Origin of the sequence: uncultured Streptococcus sp., from assembly GCF_963516575.1 — a bacterium.
In the GTDB taxonomy this organism is placed as follows: domain Bacteria; phylum Bacillota; class Bacilli; order Lactobacillales; family Streptococcaceae; genus Streptococcus.
Map to the genome: position 1 here is coordinate 1 of NZ_CAUQCP010000016.1, position 22,836 is coordinate 22,836.

Sequence of the window (22,836 nt, forward strand, 5' to 3'; positions counted from 1 at the left end):
CATAATAGAATAACACAAAGCCCCTGCGATTGCAAGGGATTTGTTGCTGTTTTTTCGTTTTTTTAAAATGAAACTGTTTTCCTACTTTTTCTTTCTAAAATTAGGGATTTTCTTCTATATAAACTGACTCCTCTTGACCTCAAATTTACCTTCTGATTGGTCTACTAGAATGTCCGCCCTTAACTCAGTTTCTTTATAGTATTGTAGATATTGCTCCCGTCTCATCTGATGGCTAGCAAATATAAAGGATGCATCGCGATTTCTCACTGTCGTATCTCGAGCTAGACGCCGCTTTAATTCGGTCTCCTCATCCGTATAGAAACAGATGGTTTTGTCAAAGAGTTCCTTGGGTAAAAAGCCTACAGACATCCCTTCGACAATCAGAACTGGTTTGGCTCCTGACAAGACCTCACTAGCCTTCCAAGGCTCTTCAATTGTCAAGACATCCATATCCGCCTGCAAGGCTAAGATATCTCTCCGCAAACTTGCCAATTCATGCGCCACTGGCAGACAGGCTGTCACCTTTTGATTAGGCGCGTCCTTTGGTACTACCAGATGGCGTCCTGAGGTGATATAAGGATCTGTCTCTAGCAAATTTACTGTAGTAGAATCTAAAGCTTGGTACAATTCCTGTGTAAAGATTGATTTACCCGAAGCCCCATGACCGTATATTCCCAGTGTCCTGACTTTTCCAGTTTCTATCTCTGAAACCAGTCCTTCTATTAACTCGTTTTTCTTCACTCTCTCTTCACCCTCTTCACCTGTTCATAGCTTTCTTTTCCGTCATTGAGCTTGTCCCAAATCACTACTTGCCCACTTTTGAGCGATTTTTGCACATCTATGATGCGTTGATTGGACGAACCTCGAAACTGGAGCATGAGATTTCTCTTAGTTCGATCGTATCGTCCATCGACAAGAATATCAATCAATGATAAGAGTTCCAGTTTATCTGGAGTTTCCAACATCATTTCTTCCCATGTATAGCCCGTCCAAGACCAGATGTCCTTGTCTGGCAATTCTTTCCGAATACGCTTCACGAGTGGCAAAAGAATGCCAGTATTGAGAAAAGGTTCCCCTCCCAGCAAGGTCAATCCTTGAACATAGGGCTGGGCAAGGTCTGCCATGATTTGTTCTTCTAATTCTGCTGTATAGGGAATGCCAGCATTAAAAGACCAAGTCGCAACATTATAGCATCCCTCGCAGTGAAACATGCAGCCTGATACATAGAGGGAGTTCCGCACACCTTCTCCATCCACAAAGTTAAAGGCCTTGTAGTCAATGATACGTCCTTGACTGAGTTCCTCGCTTTTCCATTCTTGTGGTTTTGGATTATTCATTCGCTACCTCTATCCAATAACGCTCAACTCCATCACGAACATCTTCAAGAATTCCTCCATTTGCTAGAATGACTGCTCTGCTAGCAGAGTTATTCACGCTACAGGTTACAAGAGCTTTCTTAATGTTCTTTTCCTTAGCAACTTGCAAGCCCTGACGGAGAGTTTCCTTAGCATAACCCTTGCCTCTTTCTGATGGACGAATGGAGTAACCAATGTGACCACCTTCTTCTAGTAGAAAGTTACTGAGGCGCAACCGGAGATTAAGAAATCCAATTGCTCTACCTTTCACAGAAAAAGCTACTAACTGAATTGCGGGAACCCATCCTTCAGTCAAATTAATCCCCATTTCCTGATTCTGATTACTTTCCAACCATTCCTCATAAGAAAAATTTTCTGTATTCCAGAAACCACCGTCGTGAGGCGACTGATATTTTTCAAACTCTGCCATCATCTCTAAAACTGTTTCTTTATCTGCCAATCTTGGTCTGCGTAGTTCCATCCTTACCTCCCACTATGAGAAAAGCGAGAGCTAACTCTCACTTTTATTTTTTCTTGTTCTTGTTTAAAAACTGTTCTCTGAGGTTGAGCAAGCGTTCTTTTTTACCAGCTCCACCTTTAGAGTGTTTCTCGTGATAACGGGTCACTTGTGCACGCCCCTTATCGTCTAATTGATATTTTCCCATTTCATTTCTTTCTAATTTGTTACTTGATGCCCAGCTATTTTAATCGTTGAACCATTCATATGTTTGACACGCGCTGCGATTTCCTTGTGACGGCCGTTTACCATCGGTCTCGCTTGAGGATTGCCTAGATAGCCACAAGTCCGTTTGACCACATCTACGGTTTTAGGGTCACTATTGCCACAGTTTGGACAAGCAAATCCTCTCTCAGTTGGTTCAAAATCCCCTTCAAAGTCACACTTGTAGCAACGGTCAATCGGAGTATTGGTGCCTAGATAGCCTACACGGTCATAAGCATAATCCCAGACAGCTTCCAAGGCCTTTGGATTTTGCTGGAGGACTGGATACTCACAGTAATGGATGAAACCACCTGACGCACCTGCTTCTGGATAGACTTTCTCAAAGTCCAATTTTTCAAACGGTGTTGGATTTTTACGAACATCATAGTGGAAAGAGTTGGTGTAGTATTCCTTATCTGTAATATCAGGAATAGAACCAAATTTGTCTGTATCTAGTCGGCAGAAACGGTCTGTCAAACTTTCGGACGGTGTTGAGTAGATAGAGAAATGGTAGCCATATTGGTCAGACCACTCTTCTACACGGCGTTTCATATCGCGAATGATATCTAGCGTGAATTCCTTAGCATCTGGATTACTTTCCCAGCTGTTACCAAAGAAAACAGTCGCTACCTCGTACAAACCGATGTAACCAAGCGAAACGGTTGCCCGACGATTCTTAAAGAGCTGGTCAACGCTTTCTTCTTTACCTAGACGATGACCAAAAGCACCGTACTGATAGAGGATAGGAGCATTGGCTGGTGTAGCTTCCTTGGTCCGTTCGACACGGTAAACAAGAGCATCTTCTGCGATATTCATACGCTCGTTGAAGATTTCCCAGAACTTGTTCATATCTCCTTCAGATTCAAGGGCGATACGAGGTAAGTTAACCGTCACAACACCCAGATTCATACGGCCTGAATTGACCTCAACACCATTTTCATCCTTCCATCCTTGAAGGAACGAACGACAACCCATAGGCACCTTGAAGGAGCCTGTCAAGTCAACAATCTTATCGTAAGATAAAACATCTGGGTACATTCGCTTGGTTGCACACTCAAGAGCCAACTGCTTGATGTCGTAGTTTGGAGTTCCTTCCTCTAAATTGAGTCCTCTTTTTAGCGTAAAAATAAGTTTAGGAAAGATAGCTGTACGGTGTTCTGAACCAAGCCCCTTGATACGAATGTTTAAAATTGCTTTTTGAATTTCACGCTCAAAACGATTGGTTCCCAAGCCAAAACCTAGCGAAGTAAAAGGTGTTTGTCCATTTGAAGTGAAGAGAGTATTGATTTCATACTCAAGAGATTGCATGGCATCATAGATGTCCTTTTGCGTTTTCTTCCAAGCGTAATCTTCCCGTTTTTCAGGCAGAACCCACTCTTCTGCATCTTTGAGGTGTTTTTGGTAATTCTTCTCTGCATAAGGAGCCAAGACTTCATCGATACGGTCAGCTGAACAGCCTCCGTACTGGCTAGAAGCAACGTTGGCGATGATTTGGGAAATCTGAGCTGTCGCAGTCTGGATAGACTTGGGACTTTCTACCTCTGCATTTCCAATCTTAAAACCATTTTCCAACATCCCCTTGAAATCAATCAAACAGCAGTTGGTCATAGGTGTATAGGGACTGTAGTCCAAATCATGATAGTGGATATCCCCTTTTTGGTGGGCATTGGCTACGTGCTTAGGAAGCATTTGCAGTCCGATTGATTTCCCAACAATACCTGCTGTCAAATCACGCTGAGTGTTAAAGACATCACTGTCTTTATTAGCATTTTCATTGACAACTGCCTGGTCTTTGTTGAGAAGTTTATGGATGCTAAAGTTGATATCCGTCGCTTTTGAACGCTCAAAATCCCTTTGTGTCCGATAAGTAATATACTCCTCAGCTAGCGCATATTCTTTGGCTTCAAGGAGTTCATGTTCTACGATATTTTGAATTTCGTAAATCTTAACTCCCTGTGGAAAGCGACTATGAATTTCTGTGACAATACGCTCGGTCAGAGCATTTAGGCGCTTTTCAACCAAGGGTGTCACATCCATAACCTTGTCAGCCGCCTTGTGGAGAGCCTTGTCAATCTTGTCCACATCAAATACAACACGTCTCCCATCTCGTTTCTCGACGAAGAGAGTTGGCAAAATTATAATTTTTTCTTCTAGTGCAATCATATGCATGCTCTTTTCTAAAATGTTCTTTCTAAAAAGTATTATACCACTCTAAAAAGAAAAATCAATATCTTGTGTTAAAAATCCTAAAATTTTTAAAAATACACAAGATATTGATTTGGTTATTTAATTTTATAGACTTTAAACTCTGAGTAATCGGTCTTTACTTGTTGGTAATTTTCTTTCAAAATTGTTTCTACTTCAGACCAGACTGGCACCTTGTCATTCACAAGAATCATCTTGGGTTGATTTTCTTTTAAATCATTAATCAAACTAGTTTTATTTTCTTCTGTATTCGTGTAGAGAAGAGGTGATGAGAACATGGATCCAGCCAAACGCTGGCTTTCTTTATAAATCTGAACATGAGAATCCCAGATATAGATTTGGTCTCCCTCACTTGTCTCTTGTTTTATTCTATCCACTACTTGATGTTGTTCACTATAAGAAGCTGGATGCAAGACAAAACGAGCTACAAGAGGAATTGCAATTAGATAAACCACTACTAGAATCGGTAAGTAGAGATTTCCCCTCATAAATTTTTTCCATAAAGTTGGAACTTCCTCTCTTCTCCGACGACGTGCTATCCTTCCCGAGTGTTCCCCACGAATACTGGTCATCAAAAGAAGGAGTAAAAATGGAAGGATTAGAATCAAACGCGAACCGTGAAGAGGTTCTTGAGAAAAAAGCAACAAGGCTAGTACACATAAGAAAACAAAGCTAGCTGGTACTGAGATGACATATAATCTAGATGCTTTAGATTGGAACAAACCGAGAAAAATAAGAATGAAAGCTCCTAATCCAAAGGTTAATAGACCATAGAATAAAGTATTTTCTACTAACTGGGGATTAGTAAAAGTAATCATAGAGGTAAATGGATACAAAAATCTACTTAAAGCCTCTCCAAAACCTCCTGAAATGATGACATAGTAGCCTAAAGGATAAAATAGGATAGAAAAACCAAGTGCTGTCGCAAAAAATTGATAAATTCCATGTATAAAGCGTCCATGTCCAATATTAAAGACCAATAACCCTACAGTTATCGCTACAATAAATAGAAGACTAGTTAGGGGTTCTATGAAAAATGATAGAGCCAAGAAAATCCCCAAACGTAAAAATCCTTTATCGTGATTAGGATTTGCCAGATAGCCTGCTACTAAAGAAAAGCCTGCAAATAAGAATGGGAGAGCTACAATCGTAGCATAGCCTCCTCCAAAACCTAGACCAGATACCAAAATATAAAATATCGTTAGGAGTTGCTTAGCTTGTTCCCTTTGTCCCGTCAGATAGTCAGTTGCAGAAAAGAGGAAATATCCTCCTCCTAAGAGGGCTAGCCATTCTACCAAGGCAAAAAGGATGCCTCCTTGGGTAAAGTAAAGTAGTAAATAATAAAGAAGACCTTGATCAGCATAATAACTACTGTATAGCTGTCCTCCCTGATGCAAAGCCCACCCAATATACAAATCCTGCGCCTGAGAAGGACTTACCATATCTAAAAGTAAAGGAACTACCACAGAAAAAACCGTCGCAATCGTACTTCCGATGATGAATCTGAAAAACGGGAAAGCTAGGCGCTCTTCTTTTCCAAGGTTCGATTCAAGGTTCCTATCCAGTCTATTTTCTATTCCATCACTCTGTATCGTTTCGGATACTTCTTCTATTCTGCCATATACAGCCATGTCGTTTCTCCTATTCAATTTATCTGTCTTAGTATATCAAAAAGACCTAGAATTGTCAGCTTGCGATGGCTGTTTGAGTGATTTTTTACATAGTTTCACAAAGGTTTCAATTTCTCGAAATCGGTGTAAATGTGTCTGTTTAAATGTCGTGATATAGTTCAATTCTTTCTGAGTCAGCATCGTTCCCCCTATATCTTCTTATTCGTAAAAAGAAAGAAAAATAGGACTGGTTTGTGTCCTCAGTCCTAGATTTCTTATAAGATAGGGGCGAATAACTGGGCAATTTCCTTAATCAATTTCTGATACCAGCTATTTTTTATCGTATGAGGGAAAATTTCTTGAGATACTGAAAAAATCTCCTCAAAATCTTTTTGAATCTCTGTGATTGATGCCGTTTTATATAGCAAAACTGCATTTTCATAGTGGTGAAGCAAACTTCTGTAATCTAAGTTAATGGTTCCAACTGCAGCAAAGTCCTTATCTACTAAGATTTGTTTACTGTGAATGAAGCCTGGACTATACTCAAAAATTCTTACTCCTGCCGATAACAAATCCGAATAGGCCCCTCTTGTAATAAGTTGGATTAATTTTTTATCTGGAATGAAAGGTGTTACAATGCGGATATCAACACCCCTCATAGCTGCATTTTTAATACTCTCAGTTAAATCATAGTCAATAATCAAATAGGGTGTTGTGATATAGACTGAATCAGTAGCCTGATTAATCAAACTTTGATAAACTTTTTTCCCTACCTGAGTACGGAAGATAGGCTTGGGTCCACTACCGTAAGGAATGCAGAGCCCTTGGCCAGAACAAGACTGATTTTCCAAGTGATACTGATCAAAATCGCTGATTTCCCCACGATTGATATACCAGGTCATCAAAAAGAGACGAGTTAGAGCCTTGACACCAGAACCATCTAAGCGAATCCCACTGTCCTTCCAGTAGCCAAAGCGTTCTACATGATTGATGTACTCATCGGCTAAGTTAATTCCTCCTGTATAGGCTATCTGACCATCTATGACAAGGATTTTACGATGGTCTCGATTATTGTAAGCTACTGTCAAACGAGGAATCACCTTGTTAAACTTATGGGCTTCAATTCCTCGACTACGAAGCTGAACAGTATAGTCTCCAGGTAAAGTCGCCATACAGCCGATATCATCATAGAGCATCTTGACCTCTACACCCTGAGCTGCCTTTTGCTCTAGTATATCTAGTATGCTATTCCACATCAGACCTTCTTCGACAATATAGTACTCTAGAAAGATAAACTTCTCAGCTTTCTTGAGGTCTTCCAACATATGTTGCCACATGCTTTCACCCGAAGAAAAGAATTGTGAGTCTGTTCGATCATAGACATCGGCATTGCTATCCATACTCAACAAAGATTTGATAACTCCGTAAGCCGCCTTATCATCTTCCTTCAATTTCTGGCGGAGTGCTTTACTGTTATCCTCCCGAAAATGCATAGAACCAAGTCTGTTCAACTGCTTGATTTCTTTTTTTGACAATCGCCTTTCACCAAACATCAGATAGAGCAAGGGTCCGATGACAGGAACAAAAGTTACCACTAGCCACATTACTTTGCTTTCAGGCGCCATGGAGCGATTGACAATTGCGACAATAGTTGCCATACTCATAAAGATCAAGACAATAATCCATAGAATAGGAGCCATGCGCCCTAAATAAAGAAAGAGACCAAAAACAAGAGAAAGTTCAAGTAGCATAATCAAAAGACTAAAGCCATACTTGGACATCAATAATTGAAATTTCCTATATTTCATATCCCCTCCTTGATATTTTGAATGATAAAACAGGTAATTGATACTAGTATAGCGCAGGTATTCGATAGAAGGCAAGTATTTATCATCATTTTCTAAGTAAAAGTAAAAGAGACCGACAAATCCAGTCTCCTTCTAGTCTATTTTGATAAAACGATACGATCTGAAGCGTCTCTATCCATATCGTCAATAATCATCTGATTTCCATTAATTGCATAAATCTTGGCATCATCTCCAATAATCATGCGTTGATTGGCGGCATCGAAGCTAACCTGCTTGATTTCTTGATCTCCGTCAGTTTCTACCTGTGTCCATGTACCAGTTGTTCCAGTTACCACTAAAGTGATACGGTCTCCTTCGTCCTGACCAGTATAAGTTCCATCAATATTGGTTGGTTGGGCTGTAACTGTATTTTGTGAAGAACTTGTTGCTGCCTGGTTGCTATTTTCTGTAGACGATGAAACAGCAGGTTGTGATTGCTGAGTTTGTTGAGTTTGCGATTGAGCTACTGGTTGTTGAACTTGTTGAGCTCTCTGTGAACAAGCTACTAAAAGACTAAGACTTGCTAGAGAAGCAAGAGAAAGTGTGAATGTTTTTAATTTCATGATGAATTTCCTTTCTTCTACCAATTTATAGAAAAATTTCCTTCTAATTAGTAGTCCTCCTAGTATAACAAGTTCAAAAAATGTGGTCAATTTATCTGCTCACGGTCCAGCAGGTAGCTCCGTACTTCTGAGATAAAATAGAGAGACCCTGTAACGAACAGCAAGTCCTGCGTATCTGCTCTTTCTTCAAAACTGCTGATAAACTCTCGGTAAGAAGAAACTATATCGTAACCTATCACATCCCTTTCGTCCAAAGCCCCCTGATAGTCAAAGCCAGTCACCTTGAGTTCCACCTGAGGCAAATTTTCAGTCAGATAAGCCAACATCCCTTGATAATCCTTACGTTTCAAGGCTCCAAATAGGATTTGAGGACGATAACCTTCCTGCTCTTTTTCTTTGATAAACTCAACCAAGCGAGTCAAGGCAGGGAGGTTATGAGCGCCGTCCAAATAAATCTGAGGACGAATACGCTCTAAACGACCAGCCCAATAGGTTTGCACTAAAGCCTGTCTTACAGCCTGCTCATCAATAGATTCCTTTCCTTCTCTCATAAAGAGAAGAAAAGTTTGTAGCGCCAAGGCCGCATTTTCCTGCTGATAAGCTCCTTCTAAACCTATTTTCAACTGTGAAAGGTTAGCCAAAGAGCTTGAAAAATCCCCATTCAGCATTGAAAAATCCTGACCTGCCTGATAAAGGTCAACAGCTAAAGAGTCTGCTTTTTTCTGAAAAATAAGTCTAGCTTCTGAAGACAATTTCGCAATCACTGCCTTTTTACCAGCCTTGAAAATACCAGCTTTCTGCTCTGCGATTGCTGCTATACTGTCACCCAGAGTCTCCTGATGGTCAAGTCCGATGGAAGTGATGACAGCAAGTTCTCCAGTTACCACATTGGTTGTGTCAAGTAAGCCACCAATTCCCACTTCTAGTAGAACCAAATCCACCTCTTGTTCCCTAAAGTAGAGGAAAGCAATCAAGGTCAGCAATTCAAAAAAGGACAACTGGTCATGGGTTTGCAGAAGCGTTTTCTCCATCTCCTTGACCTGATTAGCCAAACGGATGAAGTCTGCATCAGCTATTGGTTGCCCGTTAATGCAGATTCGATCATTGATAGAGACGATATGAGGGGATGTAAAAGTCGCAACTTTTTTACCATGCTCCATAAATAACTCCCTCATGAAAGCAATGGTAGAACCTTTTCCATTAGTTCCTGTTACGTGGATAATAGGATAAGACTTCTCGGGATTCCCCAACAAATCCACCGCTTGCTGTATTCGGCCCAAACCTGATCGAAAATTCAAACCAATCCGACTATGGAGCCATTCTTCTACTTCAAACATATATATCTCCTTGACAAAAGTCCAATCAATTACCGCATCAAAGTATGATGACTAACAAAAAACGAGGTCAGGATTTTCGTCCCGACCTCTTACCTGGTTAGCTAATAACTAGCTACTATGAATGTTAACGTGGGCTAAAAACATCCACTGGATATGCCTGCGTTTCTATTTTCTAGCGCAGGGCTAAAAACGTCCACTGGACGTTCCAACTCTTCCCAATTTCTAGGAGTTGGGCTGATACAGTCTCCCAGACTGTATCACTCCTCCATAAAACTATTAAAGACTTCTTCAATCATGTTCCATTCGTCTTCTGAGTCTTCTGGGATTGGTTGCAATTCACCTTCTGTTCCATCTTCGTTTTCGATGAATGAGTAAGCTTGGATTTCAACTTGTCCGTCTTCGTCTTCTTCTGCGTTAACTGGTACTAGAAGAACATAGTTTTTACCAAATTCTTCTTTTCCGTCAATGGTCAAAAGGATTTCAAACAAGGTTTCATTTCCTTGCTCATCTACTAGTGTGATTAATTCACGTTCTTCGTGGTCGTGGTTATGATCGTGTGACATAGCCTCTCCTTTATATTAAAATTTTCTATCTAAATAATTTTGTAAAATCAGCTGAGCTGCTAACTTATCAATGACTTTCTTGCGCTTATTGCGACTGATATCTGCTTGTTCAATCAACATGCGTTCCGCAGCAACTGTTGTCAAGCGTTCATCCTGATAGTCTACTGGTAAACCAAAAAGCTCTTCTAGCTTTGCTCCGTATGCCTGACTAGCTTCCACGCGCGGTCCGCTTGTATTGTTCATGTTTTTAGGTAAGCCCACTACAAATCGTTCCACCTTGTAAGCATCAACCAACTCCTTAACGCGGTCAAAACCAAATTGGCCTTGCTCCTCATTGATTTGGATGATTTCAAGCCCTTGAGCTGTAAAACCGAGCGGATCGCTAATAGCCACCCCTACCGTTTTTGAACCGACGTCCAATCCCATAATTCTCATAGATTACAGATCGACTCCTTGTCCTTTAAGGTAGTAGCGGACCAATTCCTCAACGATTTCATCACGCTCATATTTACGGATTTGATTTCGTGCATTATTATAACGAGGAACGTAGGCAGGGTCTCCACTCAATACGTAACCAACGATTTGGTTAATTGGGTTGTAGCCCTTATCGTTCAACGAAGCATAGACATCAGTCAAAGTTTCGCTAATTTCTTTTTTATTGGAATCGTCCAATTTAAAACGTACTGTTTCTTCAGTAAATCCCATTCTAACACCCTCTTTCCTTAGAATAGTACCATTATAGCATAATTCCTTACGTTCTACAATTCAGGCAGTCTATTTATTTGGATTTTCTACTGTTCTGTCGCGCCATTTACCAATCTATCTGAAATATATTTGCTTGGTTCATTCTTCAAGAGATTCTCTAAACCAATGTTCTTCAAATATTCTAACTGAGAAGCCTTCTTGACATCCAGAACTTGAAAATCAAAACTAGTCATTGTTTGAAGTTCTGTTGCACTCAATAGTTTGGTTTCAAGCTTAAATCCTGCTAATTTACGAGCTTCTATGATGGCCTCATCCTTCTCCTCTGCCTCGAGAAGAGCTTTTTGAGTTTCTTCCACTCCGTGTTGGTCAATATAGGTCTTCAACTCATCAGAGACTGGACGTTTTTGTTGGATAGTTAGACTCAAAAAAGTCTTGTCTTTATAAGTAATGGTTTGGGTCTGCTGGTTACCATCATCTGACTTAGGCAAGACTAAAGTCTTGGTTACAACTGTATTCTTCTCAGCATTCTCAATAACTGGTAATGCCGACTGAAGCGTATCCTTTTCTGTTTTTGTAGCTGTTCCAGTTTCTTTTTTCTGCCCGCAACCAACCAGGACAAAAAGGAAAGCTAGACTAACAAGAACTATTTTTTTCATTTCTTTCTTCTTTCTTTTTGAGATTAATACTCAATGAAAATCAAAGAGCAAACTAGAAAACTAGCCGCAGGCTGCTCAAAGCACAGCTTTGAGGTTGCAGATAAAACTGACGAAGTCAGCTCAAAACACTGTTTTGAGGTTGTGGATAGAACTGACGAAGTCAGTAACCATACCTACGGCAAGGCGACGTTGACGCGGTTTGAATTTGATTTTTGAAGAGTATAAAATAGAATAAGACTGGGAATTGCTCCCAGCCTTGATGTTTATAGAGCTGCACGCAAACGTGCTTCTGCATTTTCTACATTACGGACAGAGCGTGGTAGGAAGGCACGAATATCGTCTTCCTTATAGCCAACTTGCAGGCGTTTTTCATCTACAAGGATTGGGCTCTTTAAAATTCTCGGTGTTTCCATAATCAGATTGAGGACTTCGTTGACACTCAAATCTTCAATATCCACTCCAAGGGCTTTGGCATAGCGATTTTTAGACGAAACGATGCTGGCTATTCCGTTATCTGTTTTGGTTAGAATATCCAGTAATTCTTCTCTCGTAATTCCTTCTTTACCAAGGTTTTGTTCTTTATAACTTAACTGGTGGGCATTGAGCCAGGTTTTCGCTTTTTTACAGCTAGTACAACTTGAGACTGTATAAATTTTAATCATGTACCTACCCCTTTCGCTACATGTTACTATCAGTTTAGTCTATTATACCATAAAAAACATCCGACTTGCGACCTATTTTTAAATTTTTTTGACTTTTTTCGTCATTTTCGTACTTTTTTCTTGACAAAATGAAATTTACAGCCATTCTTTATATTTCTTGATATAGATTTTTTTCACAATTGTCACGCTAATCATGTACAAAATGATGATAAAAATCAAAAAGATGAAATAAATCGGTTTCAAAGGAGTCAAATGAAGAAGGCTAGCTAGTGGACTGTAGGGAAGGAAAGTCACAAAGGCTGCAGCCAATAAGGTTGTCACAAGGACTAGCCAAGCTGGACGACTTTGTAAAAAAGGAATGTTGGCTGAACGCAGCATATGGATAACCATGGTCTGCGACCACATGGACTCGATAAACCAACCCGTTTGGAACAAAACAATAAAGCCTACGGCAGACTCTGCCCCATGAACATAAGTTTGACCTGTTGTCATAGGTACAATGATAAAATAAAGCAAACTGAAGGTCAAAATATCAAAGGCAGAAGAGATAGGCCCCATCCAAACCATGAAACGTGTAATAGACTTGGCTTCCCATATATGCGGATTTCTCAAAAAATCTTTGTCCACCTTGTCAAAAGGCAAGGCAATACAAGACAAATCATAGACTAGATTTAGGATAATCAGATGGACTGGTGCCATTGGTAAAAATGGCAAAAAGATTCCAGAGACCAATAGGGATAAGATATTCCCAAAATTAGAACTCACTGTCATTTTGATATATTTGGTCATATTGGCATAGACCTTACGCCCTTCAACAAGTCCTTTTTCAAGCACCATAAGATCCTTATCAAGTAGGATAACATCAGCTGTTTCTTTGGCAATATCTACTGCTGTATCAACAGAAATCCCAACATCTGCAACTTTCATAGAAGGGGCATCATTAATTCCATCTCCCATATAGCCAACAGCATGACCATTGGCTTTAAATTGCAAAATAATCCTTGCTTTTTGGTCAGGAGAAAGTTTGGCAAAGACTGTTACCTCCTCTACAGCTTGGGCCAATTCTTGATTACTCATCTGGTCAATTTCAGACCCTAACAGCATCTGATTAATATCTAATCCAACCTTTTCACAGACTGCTTGGGTAACTTTTTCATTGTCTCCCGTCAAAATCTTTGTTTGAACCCCATGTTCTAACAGTGCCTTAATTGCTGGTGCTGCAGATGGTTTAGGAGGATCTAGGAAGGCTAAATAACCAGTTAGAATCATATCCCCTTCATCATCAACTGTATAGGCATGACCTTCCCTCAAACCTGACTTATAGGCCACTCCCAAGACACGCAAACCTTGTTGATTTAGTTGTCGGACTTCTGCTAAAATTTCCTCTCTAATAGCATCTGTCAAGGGAGTAATCACTCCTTGGTATTCCGCATGACTGGAAATCGCAAGCATTTCCTCTAGGGCACCCTTGGTTACCAAACTAACCACTTCGTTCTCATCCTTGACGATGACACTCATCCGTCTGCGTTCAAAATCAAAGGGAAGCTCATCGATTTTTTGAAAGGTTTGAGCCAGATTTTGCAAGAGGGCGTGTTCTTTTGCTTCCTTTTCAGTCCGCTTGATAATAGCTCTGTCCATCAAATTTTTCAGACCAGTTTGAAAATAGGAATTGAGATAGGCCCGTCTCAAGACGGTCAAATCCAAGCGCCCGTGGATGTCCAAGGGATATTCTAGAACGATTTCATCTTGGGTTAAAGTTCCTGTTTTATCTGTACACAAGATATCAATCGCCCCTAAGTCCTGTATGGCATTGAGTTTTTTGATAACCACTTTTTCCTTGGCCATGATAATAGAACCCTTTGCTAGGCTAGCGGTAATAATCATAGGCAGCATCTCAGGTGTCAATCCAACACCGACACTCAGTGCAAATACACCTGCTTCTAACCAATCACCATCTGTTAAACCATTGGACAAGAAAACGATGGGAACCATAACCAACATCAAGCGAATCAAGAGCCAAGAAATACTATTCATCTCCCGTTCAAACGAAGTAGGCTCATCATAGGTGTTTAGAGTCTGCTCAATGGCTCCCATCATGGTAGCATCACCAACCGCCAAAACCACAGCCTTGGCACTACCAGACAAGACATTGGTTCCCATAAAGGCCAAGGATTCAGCTTCGAGAAGGCTATCAGATTGTTGGTCTATTGCCCTGGTCAAGGCCAATTTTTCAACTGCATCACTTTCTCCTGTCAAACCAGACTGTTGTACAAAGAAATCGCGCGACTCAAATAAAAGAAGATCTGCTGGAATCATATCACCAGCGCTTAATTTAACCACATCACCTACTACCAAATCATCGATAGGTACTTCTTGAATTTCCCCTTGACGAATGACAGTCGCTGTGTTAACAATCATTTTTGAAAGATTGGTTGCTGCCTTATCACTGCGGAGTTCTTGAACAAATCGAATGCCACCAGAAATGAGGACTAGGATAACAATGATAATAGAAGTCGTGGGATCCTCTTGACCTGGTTTTGCCAACCAAACATTGGTCACTAAAGATATAGTAGCAATGACAAGCAAGATAATTGTGAAAGGATTGATAATCGATTCGTAAATCTTTTTCAAAATCGAATCTTCTTGGCCTTTGGTAATCATATTTTCTCCATAGAGGCTACGATTTTTTTCGACTTGTTCCTCTGTCAATCCGTTTAAACTGGTATGATAAAAAGTTAGACTCTCATCTAAAGGGACTTGAATAGCTGTCGCTAATCTTTCTTTTGTAGTTTTCATGTATTCTCCTTCCTTAGTGAGAATAGCAATTTTTACTCACTTTCTCACTCTAAACAAGGAGTCACTCACTGTCTAATACTCAATGCAAATCAAAGAGCAAACTAGGAAACTAGCCACAGGCTGCTCAAAACACCGTTTTGAGGTTGTAGATAGAACTGACGAAGTCAGTAACATATATACAGCAAGGTGACGTTGACGTGGTTTGAATTTGATTTTAGAAGAGTATAAATCTCAAAGGCGAGTATACAAAACAGTAACTGACTCATATACTGCGGCTCTGGATGATCATCAATTTGCATACTCTTCTCCTTTCTTTATTTTTAACAGTAGAAAATCCCACCATAAAATGGCAGGATTAAAAAACTAATTATCTGTTTTTCGTTCAAGCTTTAACTCCATAGGGCAATGTAATGAGCTTAGTCTTGGCCTTCGCGACCAGGACTGTTGACCAACGAGTAGTGTCTCCACTGCTTTGCGGTAGTCATCCGTATCCCTATGGTAGCCTCACCTACCGTTTTCGTCTTTCAGTATAAACCTTTAAAATTTAAAAGTCAATCATTTGAGTTGTTTAACTCTTAGATAACTATCAACTCTTTTGGAGCTAGGGTCAACAATTCACAACCTGTCTCTGTAATCAGAATATCATCCTCGATACGAACCCCGTATTTGCCTTCGATATAGATACCTGGTTCATCAGTCAAAGCCATACCTGCCTTAATAGTTTCTGTAGAAGTCTGGCTAAAGTATGGTTCCTCATGGATATCCAGTCCAATACCGTGTCCAATACCGTGGGTAAAGTAGTCGCCATAGCCTGCCTCGATGATAATATCACGAGGGATTTTGTCAAAGTCACGGAAACCTAATCCTGCCTTAGCCTGGTCAATCAAGGCTTGGTTGGCTTTCAAAACCGTATTGTAAATCTCTGCTTGCTCGTCGCTGACATGCCCCAAATAGATAGTCCGTGTCATATCACTGACATAGTGGTCATAAAGGCAACCGAAGTCCATTGTAATGGCTTCTCCTAGCTCCACTGGTTTGTGCATAGGATGGGCATGGGGTTTAGAAGAGTTGATACCGCTGGCTAGGATAGTGTCAAAAGACAAACCTGAAGCTCCCAACTCACGCATACGGAAGTCAAGGAAGTTGGCAATCTCAATCTCAGTCTTTCCTGGCTTAATAAAGTCAAGCGCGTCGCGAAAAGCTTGGTCTGAGATAGAACAAGCCTTGCGAATAGCTGCAATCTCCGCCTCATCCTTAATCATGCGAAGACCTTCAACAAACTGAGTTTGTGGAAGCAAGTCCAAACCTGCAAAAGCTGCCTGCATACGGTGGTAATAAGAAACTGAAATCTCATCTTCAAAACCGATTCGAGACAAACCCATGTCCTTAACAATTCCTGCAATGACAGCCAATTCATCACGGTCAGCCACAATCTCAAAACCACTGGTTTCTTGCTTGGCTGCAATGATATAGCGAGAGTCTGTCACCAAGACCTGACGGTCACGGCTGATGAAGACTGTTCCGTTTGAACCCCAAAAACCAGTCAAATAATAGACGTTTTTAAGGTTATTGATGATGATGCCATCCAGTTCTTTTTCTTGCATTTTAGCTAGAAATGCTTGTACACGTTTATTCATGATGTAACTTTCCTTTCAAATACTGTCCTGTGTAGCTAGCTTTGTTGGCCGCTACTTCTTCTGGAGTTCCTGTTGCGATGATGGTTCCACCACCGATACCGCCCTCAGGTCCCAAATCAACAATATGGTCTGCTGTCTTAATAACATCTAGATTGTGTTCGATGACGAGGACGGTATTGCCATCGTCGACAAAGCGAGCCAAGACTTTAAGCAAGCGAGCAATGTCCTCAGTATGAAGCCCTGTTGTCGGCTCATCCAGAATGTAGAAAGATTTTCCTGTCGAGCGTTTGTGGAGTTCACTAGCTAACTTCATACGCTGGGCTTCTCCCCCAGAAAGGGTGGTAGCAGGTTGCCCCAATGTCACATAACCAAGTCCCACATCCTTGATAGTCTGAAGTTTACGTTGAATTTTTGGAATGTGTTGGAAGAACTCCACCGCATCATTGACAGTCATGTCCAAGACCTGCGAGATATTTTTTTCCTTGTAATGAACTTCTAGGGTCTCACTGTTGTAGCGGGTTCCGTGGCAGACTTCACAAGCCACATAAACATCTGGCAAGAAGTGCATCTCAATCTTGATGATCCCGTCACCTGAGCAGGCTTCACAGCGACCACCCTTGACGTTGAAACTGAAACGCCCCTTCTTGTAGCCTCGAATCTTGGCTTCATTAGTCTGAGCAAACAGGTCACGTATATCGTCAAAGACTCCTGTATAGGTAGCTGGATTAGACCTCGGCGTTCGTCCGATAGGACTTTGGTCAATATCAATCAAGCGGTCTACATGCTCAATCCCTGTAATAGCCTTAAATTTACCAGGTTTGTCTGAATTGCGGTTGAGCTTCTGGGCAATAGCTTTTTTGAGAATGCTATTGATTAGGGTAGATTTACCTGAACCTGATACCCCTGTCACTGCGATGAATTTTCCTAGTGGGAAGCGAGCTGTGACATTTTGCAGGTTGTTCTCACGCGCTCCTGTAATCTCGATAAAACGACCATTCCCCACACGGCGCTCTGTTGGCACTGGAATGGCACGTTTGCCCGACAAGTACTGGCCTGTGATAGACTTGCTGTTGCGAGCCACTTGTTTGGGCGTACCTGCAGCAACAATCTCCCCACCAAATACTCCCGCACCGGGACCAACGTCAATTAGATAATCAGCCTCACGCATGGTATCTTCGTCATGTTCCACTACGATAAGAGTATTGCCCAAGTCACGCATCTTTTTGAGACTGGCAATCAGACGGTCATTATCCCTCTGGTGAAGACCGATTGACGGCTCGTCTAGAATATAAAGGACACCTGATAAGTTAGAACCAATCTGAGTTGCCAAACGAATACGCTGACTTTCCCCACCTGAAAGGGTCCCTGCTGAACGTGACAGGGTTAGATAGTTAAGACCCACGTTATTAAGGAAGGTCAAACGGTCATTGATTTCCTTGAGAATGGGACGAGCAATAATAGCTTCATTTTCAGAAAGAGTCAACTGACTGACTAATTCCAAGTGATCAGCGATAGACAGGTCTGAGATTTCTCCGATATGTGGTCCTTGCTCGCCACCCACACGGACAGACAAGGCCTGGTCATTGAGACGATAGCCGTGACAGGTTCCGCAAGTCAGCTCATTCATGTAGAGGCGCATCTGGGTGCGCGTGTAATCGCTGTTTGTCTCGTGATAACGACGCTTGATATTATTGACGACTCCCTCAAAAGGAATGTCGATATCGCGCACACCACCAAATTCATTTTCATAGTGGAAATGGAATTCCTTACCATCAGATCCATAGAGAATCAAGTTCTTGTCTTCTTCTGACAAATCTTCAAAAGGCTTATCCATAGCCACTCCAAATGCTGTCATAGCCTGCTCTAACATGTTTGGATAGTAGTTGGATGAGATAGGATTCCAAGGTGCTAGCGCTCCCTCACGCAAGGTTTTGCTGGCATCTGGCACTACCAAATCCCTATCCACCTCCAGCTTGATGCCCAAACCATCACACTCACTACAAGAGCCAAAAGGGGCATTGAAGGAGAAGAGACGTGGCTCTAACTCTGGAACAGTAAATCCACAAACTGGGCAGGCATAATGCTCAGAGAACAACAACTCAGAGTCGTCCATGGTGTCGATAATGACATAACCTTCTGCGATACGAAGGGCAGCCTCAATAGAATCAAAGAGACGGCTACGAATGCCCTCCTTGATAACAATACGGTCAACCACGACATCAATATTGTGTTGCTTGCTCTTAGACAACTCTGGCACTTCGGTCACATCATAGACTTCCCCATCCACACGGACACGAACATACCCATCTTTCTGAATCTTTTCAACAACGCTCTTGTGCTGTCCTTTTTTCTTGCGGATGACAGGGGCCAAAATCTGCAAGCGCTGGCGTTCTGGCAATTCCAAAACCTTATCCACAATCTGCTCCACAGAAGAAGCCTTGATAGCTCCATGCCCGTTGATACAGTAAGGCGTCCCCACACGCGCGTAGAGGAGACGCAGATAGTCATTGATTTCAGTCGTTGTTCCCACCGTCGAGCGAGGATTTTTACTAGTCGTTTTCTGATCGATGGAAATAGCCGGACTAAGACCATCAATAGCATCTACATCAGGCTTCTCCATATTCCCCAAGAATTGACGAGCGTAGGCTGACAAGCTCTCCACATAGCGACGTTGTCCCTCCGCATAGAGGGTATCAAAGGCCAGACTGGATTTCCCTGAACCTGACAAACCAGTCACTACAACCAGCTTGTCTCGTGGAATTTCCACATCAATATTTTTTAAATTATGGGCACGCGCCCCATGAATGACAATTTTATCTTGCATCTTTGTTCTTTCTAGTCCATTATTGCTTACCATTATACCAAAAAAAGTGAGATTCTATTACCCAAAAGGCCGATTTTGTAGTATAATAGTACGGTGTGAAAAAATATGAAAAATGAGAAAGGATAAGGGATATGAAACAAGTTTTTCTCTCTACAACAACTGAATTTAAAGAGATCGATACGCTTGAACCGGGTACTTGGATCAATCTCGTCAATCCGACTCAAAATGAATCTCTCGAAATCGCCAACGCCTTCGATATCGATATTGCTGACCTTCGAGCACCGCTCGATGCGGAAGAAATGTCTCGTATTACGATTGAAGACGAGTACACCCTAATTATCGTTGACGTGCCAGTCACAGAAGAAAGAAATAACCGCACCTACTACGTAACCATCCCGCTTGGTATTATCATCACCGAGGAAACCATTATCACTACGTGTTTGGAACCATTACCGGTCCTTGATGTCTTTATCAACCGTCGCTTGCGTAATTTCTACACCTTCATGCGTTCACGTTTTATCTTCCAGATTCTCTATCGCAATGCAGAGCTCTACCTAACAGCCCTTCGTTCGATTGACCGTAAGAGTGAACAAATCGAAAGTCAACTGCATCAATCAACTCGTAATGAAGAATTGATTGAGCTCATGGAATTAGAAAAAACCATCGTCTATTTCAAGGCCTCCCTCAAAACAAATGAGCGCGTGATTAAGAAATTGACCAGCTCAACCAGCAATATCAAGAAATACCTTGAGGACGAAGACCTGCTTGAAGATACCCTGATTGAAACCCAACAGGCCATCGAGATGGCAGACATTTATGGAAACGTCTTGCATTCTATGACAGAGACCTTCGCCTCTATCATTTCCAACAACCAGAACAACATCATGAAAACCTTGGCCCTTGTGACCATCGTCATGTCCATCCCAACCATGGTCTTTTCTGCCTACGGAATGAACTTTAAGGATAATGAAATCCCCCTAAACGGCGAGCCAAATGCCTTCTGGTTAATCGTCTTTATCGCCTTCGCTATGAGTGTTTCGCTCACTCTCTATCTCATCCATAAAAAATGGTTCTAAGAGGAGTTCCTATGTCTCAGATTGATCTACAAAAATTAACAAAGAAAAACCAAGAGTTTATCCACATCGCTACCCAACAATTCATCAAAGATGGGAAAACAGATGCTGAAATTAAAGCTATTTTTGAGGAAGTTATTCCCCAAATCCTTGAAGAGCAAGCCAAAGGTACGACTGCTCGTTCCCTCTATGGCGCACCAACTCATTGGGCTCATAGTTTCACTGTCAAGGAACAATATGAAAAAGAGCATCCAAAAGAAAATGATGATCCAAAACTCATGATTATGGATTCAGCTCTTTTCATCACTAGCCTCTTTGCCCTCGTCAGCGCCCTCACAACCTTCTTCTCAGCAGATCAGGCTATCGGTTACGGTTTGATTACCCTTCTGCTAGTTGGACTGGTTGGTGGATTTGCCTTCTACTTGATGTACTACTTTGTTTACCAATATTATGGACCAGATATGGACCGCAGTCAACGTCCACCTTTCTGGAAGTCTGTACTAGTTATCCTAGCTTCTATGTTCCTTTGGTTGCTTGTCTTCTTTGCAACAAGCTTCCTACCAGCTAGCCTTAACCCAGTACTAGCTCCAGTGCCACTGGCTATTATCGGAGCAGCCCTCCTAGCCCTTCGCTTCTATCTCAAGAAACGCTTGAATATCCGCAGCGCAAGTGCAGGACCAACACGCTATTAAGACGAATGATAAAAGCAACTGCAGGTGCGGTTGCTTTTTTACTACTTTCTTGATTTAAAAGCATTCTTCTGACATCCCACATAGCTCTATCTAATCTTTTGTGATAAAATAGGCTCAATCTATTTCTAGGAGGATAAAATATGATTTCTACTATTGGTATTGTTAGTTTATCTAGTGGCATTATCGGAGAGGACTTTGTCAAACACGAAGTGGACTTGGGTATCCAACGTCTCAAGGACCTGGGACTCAATCCTATCTTTTTGCCCCATTCGTTAAAAGGCTTAGACTTTATCAAGGACCATCCCGAAGCACGTGCAGAGGATTTGATTCATGCCTTTTCTGATGATAGCATCGATATAATCCTATGTGCCATTGGTGGAGACGATACCTATCGCTTGCTACCTTATCTTTTTGAAAATGACCAACTCAAAAAGGTTATCAAACAAAAAATTTTTCTTGGCTTCTCGGATACAACTATGAACCATCTCATGTTGCATAAACTAGGAATCAAGACTTTTTATGGTCAATCCTTCTTAGCAGACATTTGTGAATTAGACAAAGAAATGCTGGCCTATAGCCTTCACTACTTTAAAGAATTGATTGAGACGGGAAGAATCTCAGAAATCCGCCCTAGCAATGTTTGGTATGAGGAACGAACTGATTTTAGTTCCAAGGCTCTGGGAACACCTCGTATCAGTCATGCAAATACCGGTTTTGAGTTGTTGCAAGGAAATGCCCAGTTCGAGGGAAAAATCCTCGGTGGTTGCCTCGAATCTCTCTACGATATCTTTGACAACTCTCGATACGCAGATAGCACGGAGCTCTGCCAAAAATACAAACTTTTCCCTGACTTGTCATACTGGGAAGGAAAGATCCTCTTGCTAGAGACAAGCGAAGAAAAGCCTGAGCCGGAAGACTTCAAAAAGATGTTGCGTACTTTAAAGGACACTGGCATATTTGCGGTCATCAGTGGACTCTTGGTCGGAAAACCTATGGATGAAACTTTCTATGACAACTATAAAGAGGCACTATTGGATATTATTGACAGCAATATCCCGATTATCTATAATCTAAATGTCGGCCACGCAACTCCAAGAGCCATTGTACCCTTCGGAATCCATGCTCATGTAGATGCACAGGAACAAGTCATTCGCTTTGACTATAACGAAAAATAAATAGTTTCTCTATTTTTGTGCTTTTGTATTGGTTTTCGTTACAATTTGTATCTGAATTTATTGCATTTCGCTAATTTCTATGATATCCTTTTGAAGGAGGTGTATATGACAAAACAAAAAATTAATCGAATCGTAGGTTCTATTGGTGCCTTTATTGGAATTATAGTATTTATTGCCTACATACCTCAAATTATCGCTAATTTACAGGGAAATAAAGCTCAACCATTTCAACCTTTATCAGCTGCTATATCTTGCTTAATCTGGGTTATTTATGGATGGACAAAGGAACCTAAGAAGGATTGGATACTAATCATTCCAAATTCAGCTGGTGTTATTTTAGGTGGAATCACTTTTTTGACTTCACTCTAACAAATCTAATAGTATATATAAAAAGCTGGGAAAAATTTCTCAGCTT

At 41.2% G+C, this 22,836-nt stretch carries 22 protein-coding genes and 1 riboswitch; of the genes, 5 read left to right on the plus strand and 17 right to left on the minus strand.

Annotated elements, in window-relative coordinates; genetic code table 11:
* Positions 1–114: 114 nt before the first annotated feature.
* From RWM06_RS03990 to RWM06_RS04050, 13 genes are all read right to left on the minus strand, one after another.
* Positions 115–741, minus strand: coding sequence for a phosphoribulokinase (locus tag RWM06_RS03990; RefSeq protein WP_313970193.1), 627 nt, complete (start codon positions 739–741; stop codon positions 115–117).
* Entirely contained in the window at positions 738–1,337 is a 600-nt protein-coding gene (gene nrdG, locus RWM06_RS03995) for an anaerobic ribonucleoside-triphosphate reductase activating protein (protein WP_313970194.1), read from the minus strand. Before nrdG ends, RWM06_RS03990 begins: the two co-directional genes overlap by 4 nt.
* A complete protein-coding gene (locus RWM06_RS04000) occupies positions 1,330–1,836 on the minus strand; it encodes a GNAT family N-acetyltransferase (protein ID WP_313970195.1) in 507 nt (168 codons plus the stop codon). The genes nrdG and RWM06_RS04000 overlap by 8 nt, the downstream gene beginning before the upstream one ends.
* A 43-nt stretch (positions 1,837–1,879) precedes the next feature.
* On the minus strand, positions 1,880–2,020 hold the full coding sequence (locus RWM06_RS04005; RefSeq protein ID WP_000521618.1) for a hypothetical protein: 141 nt from the start codon (positions 2,018–2,020) through the stop codon (positions 1,880–1,882).
* An 11-nt stretch (positions 2,021–2,031) separates the two neighbouring features.
* Positions 2,032–4,239, minus strand: a complete 2,208-nt coding sequence (nrdD, locus tag RWM06_RS04010) for an anaerobic ribonucleoside-triphosphate reductase (protein ID WP_313970196.1) — start codon at positions 4,237–4,239, stop codon at positions 2,032–2,034.
* A gap of 119 nt (positions 4,240–4,358) precedes the next feature.
* Positions 4,359–5,912, minus strand: a complete 1,554-nt coding sequence (locus RWM06_RS04015; protein ID WP_313970197.1) for a damage-inducible protein CinA — start codon at positions 5,910–5,912, stop codon at positions 4,359–4,361.
* A gap of 254 nt (positions 5,913–6,166) precedes the next feature.
* Positions 6,167–7,699: a cardiolipin synthase gene (gene cls, locus RWM06_RS04020; RefSeq protein ID WP_313970198.1), complete on the minus strand. Its 1,533-nt coding sequence runs from the start codon at positions 7,697–7,699 to the stop codon at positions 6,167–6,169.
* Between the two features lie 137 nt (positions 7,700–7,836).
* Positions 7,837–8,301, minus strand: coding sequence for an SP_0198 family lipoprotein (locus tag RWM06_RS04025; RefSeq protein ID WP_296172445.1), 465 nt, complete (start codon positions 8,299–8,301; stop codon positions 7,837–7,839).
* Between the two features lie 86 nt (positions 8,302–8,387).
* Positions 8,388–9,638, minus strand: a complete 1,251-nt coding sequence (locus tag RWM06_RS04030) for a folylpolyglutamate synthase/dihydrofolate synthase family protein (protein WP_313970199.1) — start codon at positions 9,636–9,638, stop codon at positions 8,388–8,390.
* 257 nt (positions 9,639–9,895) lie between these two features.
* Positions 9,896–10,201, minus strand: a complete 306-nt coding sequence (locus RWM06_RS04035) for a DUF1292 domain-containing protein (RefSeq protein WP_000017620.1) — start codon at positions 10,199–10,201, stop codon at positions 9,896–9,898.
* A gap of 15 nt (positions 10,202–10,216) precedes the next feature.
* Positions 10,217–10,636, minus strand: a complete 420-nt coding sequence (gene ruvX, locus RWM06_RS04040; RefSeq protein ID WP_033609357.1) for a Holliday junction resolvase RuvX — start codon at positions 10,634–10,636, stop codon at positions 10,217–10,219.
* 3 nt (positions 10,637–10,639) lie between these two features.
* Complete coding sequence (locus RWM06_RS04045; RefSeq protein WP_000507059.1) at positions 10,640–10,906, minus strand: IreB family regulatory phosphoprotein; 267 nt, start codon at positions 10,904–10,906, stop codon at positions 10,640–10,642.
* Between the two features lie 86 nt (positions 10,907–10,992).
* Positions 10,993–11,562, minus strand: a complete 570-nt coding sequence (locus RWM06_RS04050) for an SP0191 family lipoprotein (protein WP_313970200.1) — start codon at positions 11,560–11,562, stop codon at positions 10,993–10,995.
* 33 nt (positions 11,563–11,595) lie between these two features.
* Between RWM06_RS04050 and RWM06_RS04055 the strand changes: the two genes are divergently transcribed.
* Positions 11,596–11,778 carry a hypothetical protein gene (locus RWM06_RS04055; RefSeq protein WP_296172471.1) on the plus strand — a complete coding sequence of 61 codons (183 nt, stop codon included), beginning with the start codon at positions 11,596–11,598 and terminating at the stop codon, positions 11,776–11,778.
* 47 nt (positions 11,779–11,825) lie between these two features.
* Here RWM06_RS04055 and spx read toward each other — a convergent pair whose 3' ends face one another.
* From spx to uvrA, 4 genes are all read right to left on the minus strand, one after another.
* On the minus strand, positions 11,826–12,224 hold the full coding sequence (spx, locus tag RWM06_RS04060) for a transcriptional regulator Spx (RefSeq protein WP_000591165.1): 399 nt from the start codon (positions 12,222–12,224) through the stop codon (positions 11,826–11,828).
* A gap of 135 nt (positions 12,225–12,359) precedes the next feature.
* Positions 12,360–15,020 carry a magnesium-translocating P-type ATPase gene (gene mgtA, locus RWM06_RS04065; protein ID WP_313970201.1) on the minus strand — a complete coding sequence of 887 codons (2,661 nt, stop codon included), beginning with the start codon at positions 15,018–15,020 and terminating at the stop codon, positions 12,360–12,362.
* A gap of 367 nt (positions 15,021–15,387) precedes the next feature.
* Positions 15,388–15,538, minus strand: a riboswitch (M-box (ykoK) riboswitch).
* 57 nt (positions 15,539–15,595) lie between these two features.
* Positions 15,596–16,657 (minus strand): Xaa-Pro peptidase family protein, encoded by a 1,062-nt coding sequence (locus RWM06_RS04070; RefSeq protein ID WP_049493919.1) that lies wholly within the window; start codon positions 16,655–16,657, stop codon positions 15,596–15,598.
* Positions 16,650–19,481 carry an excinuclease ABC subunit UvrA gene (uvrA, locus tag RWM06_RS04075; protein ID WP_313970202.1) on the minus strand — a complete coding sequence of 944 codons (2,832 nt, stop codon included), beginning with the start codon at positions 19,479–19,481 and terminating at the stop codon, positions 16,650–16,652. Before uvrA ends, RWM06_RS04070 begins: the two co-directional genes overlap by 8 nt.
* A 131-nt stretch (positions 19,482–19,612) precedes the next feature.
* On the opposite strand from uvrA, the gene RWM06_RS04080 reads away from it, so the two are divergent.
* The 4 genes from RWM06_RS04080 (at position 19,613) to RWM06_RS04095 (ending at position 22,790) form a co-directional block, all read left to right on the plus strand.
* Positions 19,613–20,557, plus strand: coding sequence for a magnesium transporter CorA family protein (locus tag RWM06_RS04080; RefSeq protein ID WP_000815623.1), 945 nt, complete (start codon positions 19,613–19,615; stop codon positions 20,555–20,557).
* Between the two features lie 11 nt (positions 20,558–20,568).
* Positions 20,569–21,246 (plus strand): DUF1129 domain-containing protein, encoded by a 678-nt coding sequence (locus tag RWM06_RS04085; RefSeq protein ID WP_313970203.1) that lies wholly within the window; start codon positions 20,569–20,571, stop codon positions 21,244–21,246.
* Between the two features lie 140 nt (positions 21,247–21,386).
* A complete protein-coding gene (locus RWM06_RS04090; protein WP_313970204.1) occupies positions 21,387–22,421 on the plus strand; it encodes an LD-carboxypeptidase in 1,035 nt (344 codons plus the stop codon).
* Between the two features lie 105 nt (positions 22,422–22,526).
* On the plus strand, positions 22,527–22,790 hold the full coding sequence (locus RWM06_RS04095) for a SemiSWEET family transporter (protein WP_000166114.1): 264 nt from the start codon (positions 22,527–22,529) through the stop codon (positions 22,788–22,790).
* The last annotated feature ends 46 nt before the right edge of the window (positions 22,791–22,836 follow it).

Excerpts from the sequence above, each read along its gene's own strand:
- nrdG (WP_313970194.1), bottom strand. The coding sequence starts at position 1,337 with ATGAATAATCCAAAACCACAAGAATGGAAAAGCGAGGAACTCAGTCAA.
- RWM06_RS04000 (WP_313970195.1), bottom strand. The coding sequence starts at position 1,836 with ATGGAACTACGCAGACCAAGATTGGCAGATAAAGAAACAGTTTTAGAG.
- RWM06_RS04005 (WP_000521618.1), bottom strand. The coding sequence starts at position 2,020 with ATGGGAAAATATCAATTAGACGATAAGGGGCGTGCACAAGTGACCCGT.
- nrdD (WP_313970196.1), bottom strand. The coding sequence starts at position 4,239 with ATGATTGCACTAGAAGAAAAAATTATAATTTTGCCAACTCTCTTCGTC.
- RWM06_RS04015 (WP_313970197.1), bottom strand. The coding sequence starts at position 5,912 with ATGGCTGTATATGGCAGAATAGAAGAAGTATCCGAAACGATACAGAGT.
- cls (WP_313970198.1), bottom strand. The coding sequence starts at position 7,699 with ATGAAATATAGGAAATTTCAATTATTGATGTCCAAGTATGGCTTTAGT.
- RWM06_RS04025 (WP_296172445.1), bottom strand. The coding sequence starts at position 8,301 with ATGAAATTAAAAACATTCACACTTTCTCTTGCTTCTCTAGCAAGTCTT.
- RWM06_RS04030 (WP_313970199.1), bottom strand. The coding sequence starts at position 9,638 with ATGTTTGAAGTAGAAGAATGGCTCCATAGTCGGATTGGTTTGAATTTT.
- RWM06_RS04035 (WP_000017620.1), bottom strand. The coding sequence starts at position 10,201 with ATGTCACACGATCATAACCACGACCACGAAGAACGTGAATTAATCACA.
- ruvX (WP_033609357.1), bottom strand. The coding sequence starts at position 10,636 with ATGAGAATTATGGGATTGGACGTCGGTTCAAAAACGGTAGGGGTGGCT.
- RWM06_RS04045 (WP_000507059.1), bottom strand. The coding sequence starts at position 10,906 with ATGGGATTTACTGAAGAAACAGTACGTTTTAAATTGGACGATTCCAAT.
- RWM06_RS04050 (WP_313970200.1), bottom strand. The coding sequence starts at position 11,562 with ATGAAAAAAATAGTTCTTGTTAGTCTAGCTTTCCTTTTTGTCCTGGTT.
- RWM06_RS04055 (WP_296172471.1), top strand. The coding sequence starts at position 11,596 with ATGAAAATCAAAGAGCAAACTAGAAAACTAGCCGCAGGCTGCTCAAAG.
- spx (WP_000591165.1), bottom strand. The coding sequence starts at position 12,224 with ATGATTAAAATTTATACAGTCTCAAGTTGTACTAGCTGTAAAAAAGCG.
- mgtA (WP_313970201.1), bottom strand. The coding sequence starts at position 15,020 with ATGAAAACTACAAAAGAAAGATTAGCGACAGCTATTCAAGTCCCTTTA.
- RWM06_RS04070 (WP_049493919.1), bottom strand. The coding sequence starts at position 16,657 with ATGAATAAACGTGTACAAGCATTTCTAGCTAAAATGCAAGAAAAAGAA.
- uvrA (WP_313970202.1), bottom strand. The coding sequence starts at position 19,481 with ATGCAAGATAAAATTGTCATTCATGGGGCGCGTGCCCATAATTTAAAA.
- RWM06_RS04080 (WP_000815623.1), top strand. The coding sequence starts at position 19,613 with ATGAAACAAGTTTTTCTCTCTACAACAACTGAATTTAAAGAGATCGAT.
- RWM06_RS04085 (WP_313970203.1), top strand. The coding sequence starts at position 20,569 with ATGTCTCAGATTGATCTACAAAAATTAACAAAGAAAAACCAAGAGTTT.
- RWM06_RS04090 (WP_313970204.1), top strand. The coding sequence starts at position 21,387 with ATGATTTCTACTATTGGTATTGTTAGTTTATCTAGTGGCATTATCGGA.
- RWM06_RS04095 (WP_000166114.1), top strand. The coding sequence starts at position 22,527 with ATGACAAAACAAAAAATTAATCGAATCGTAGGTTCTATTGGTGCCTTT.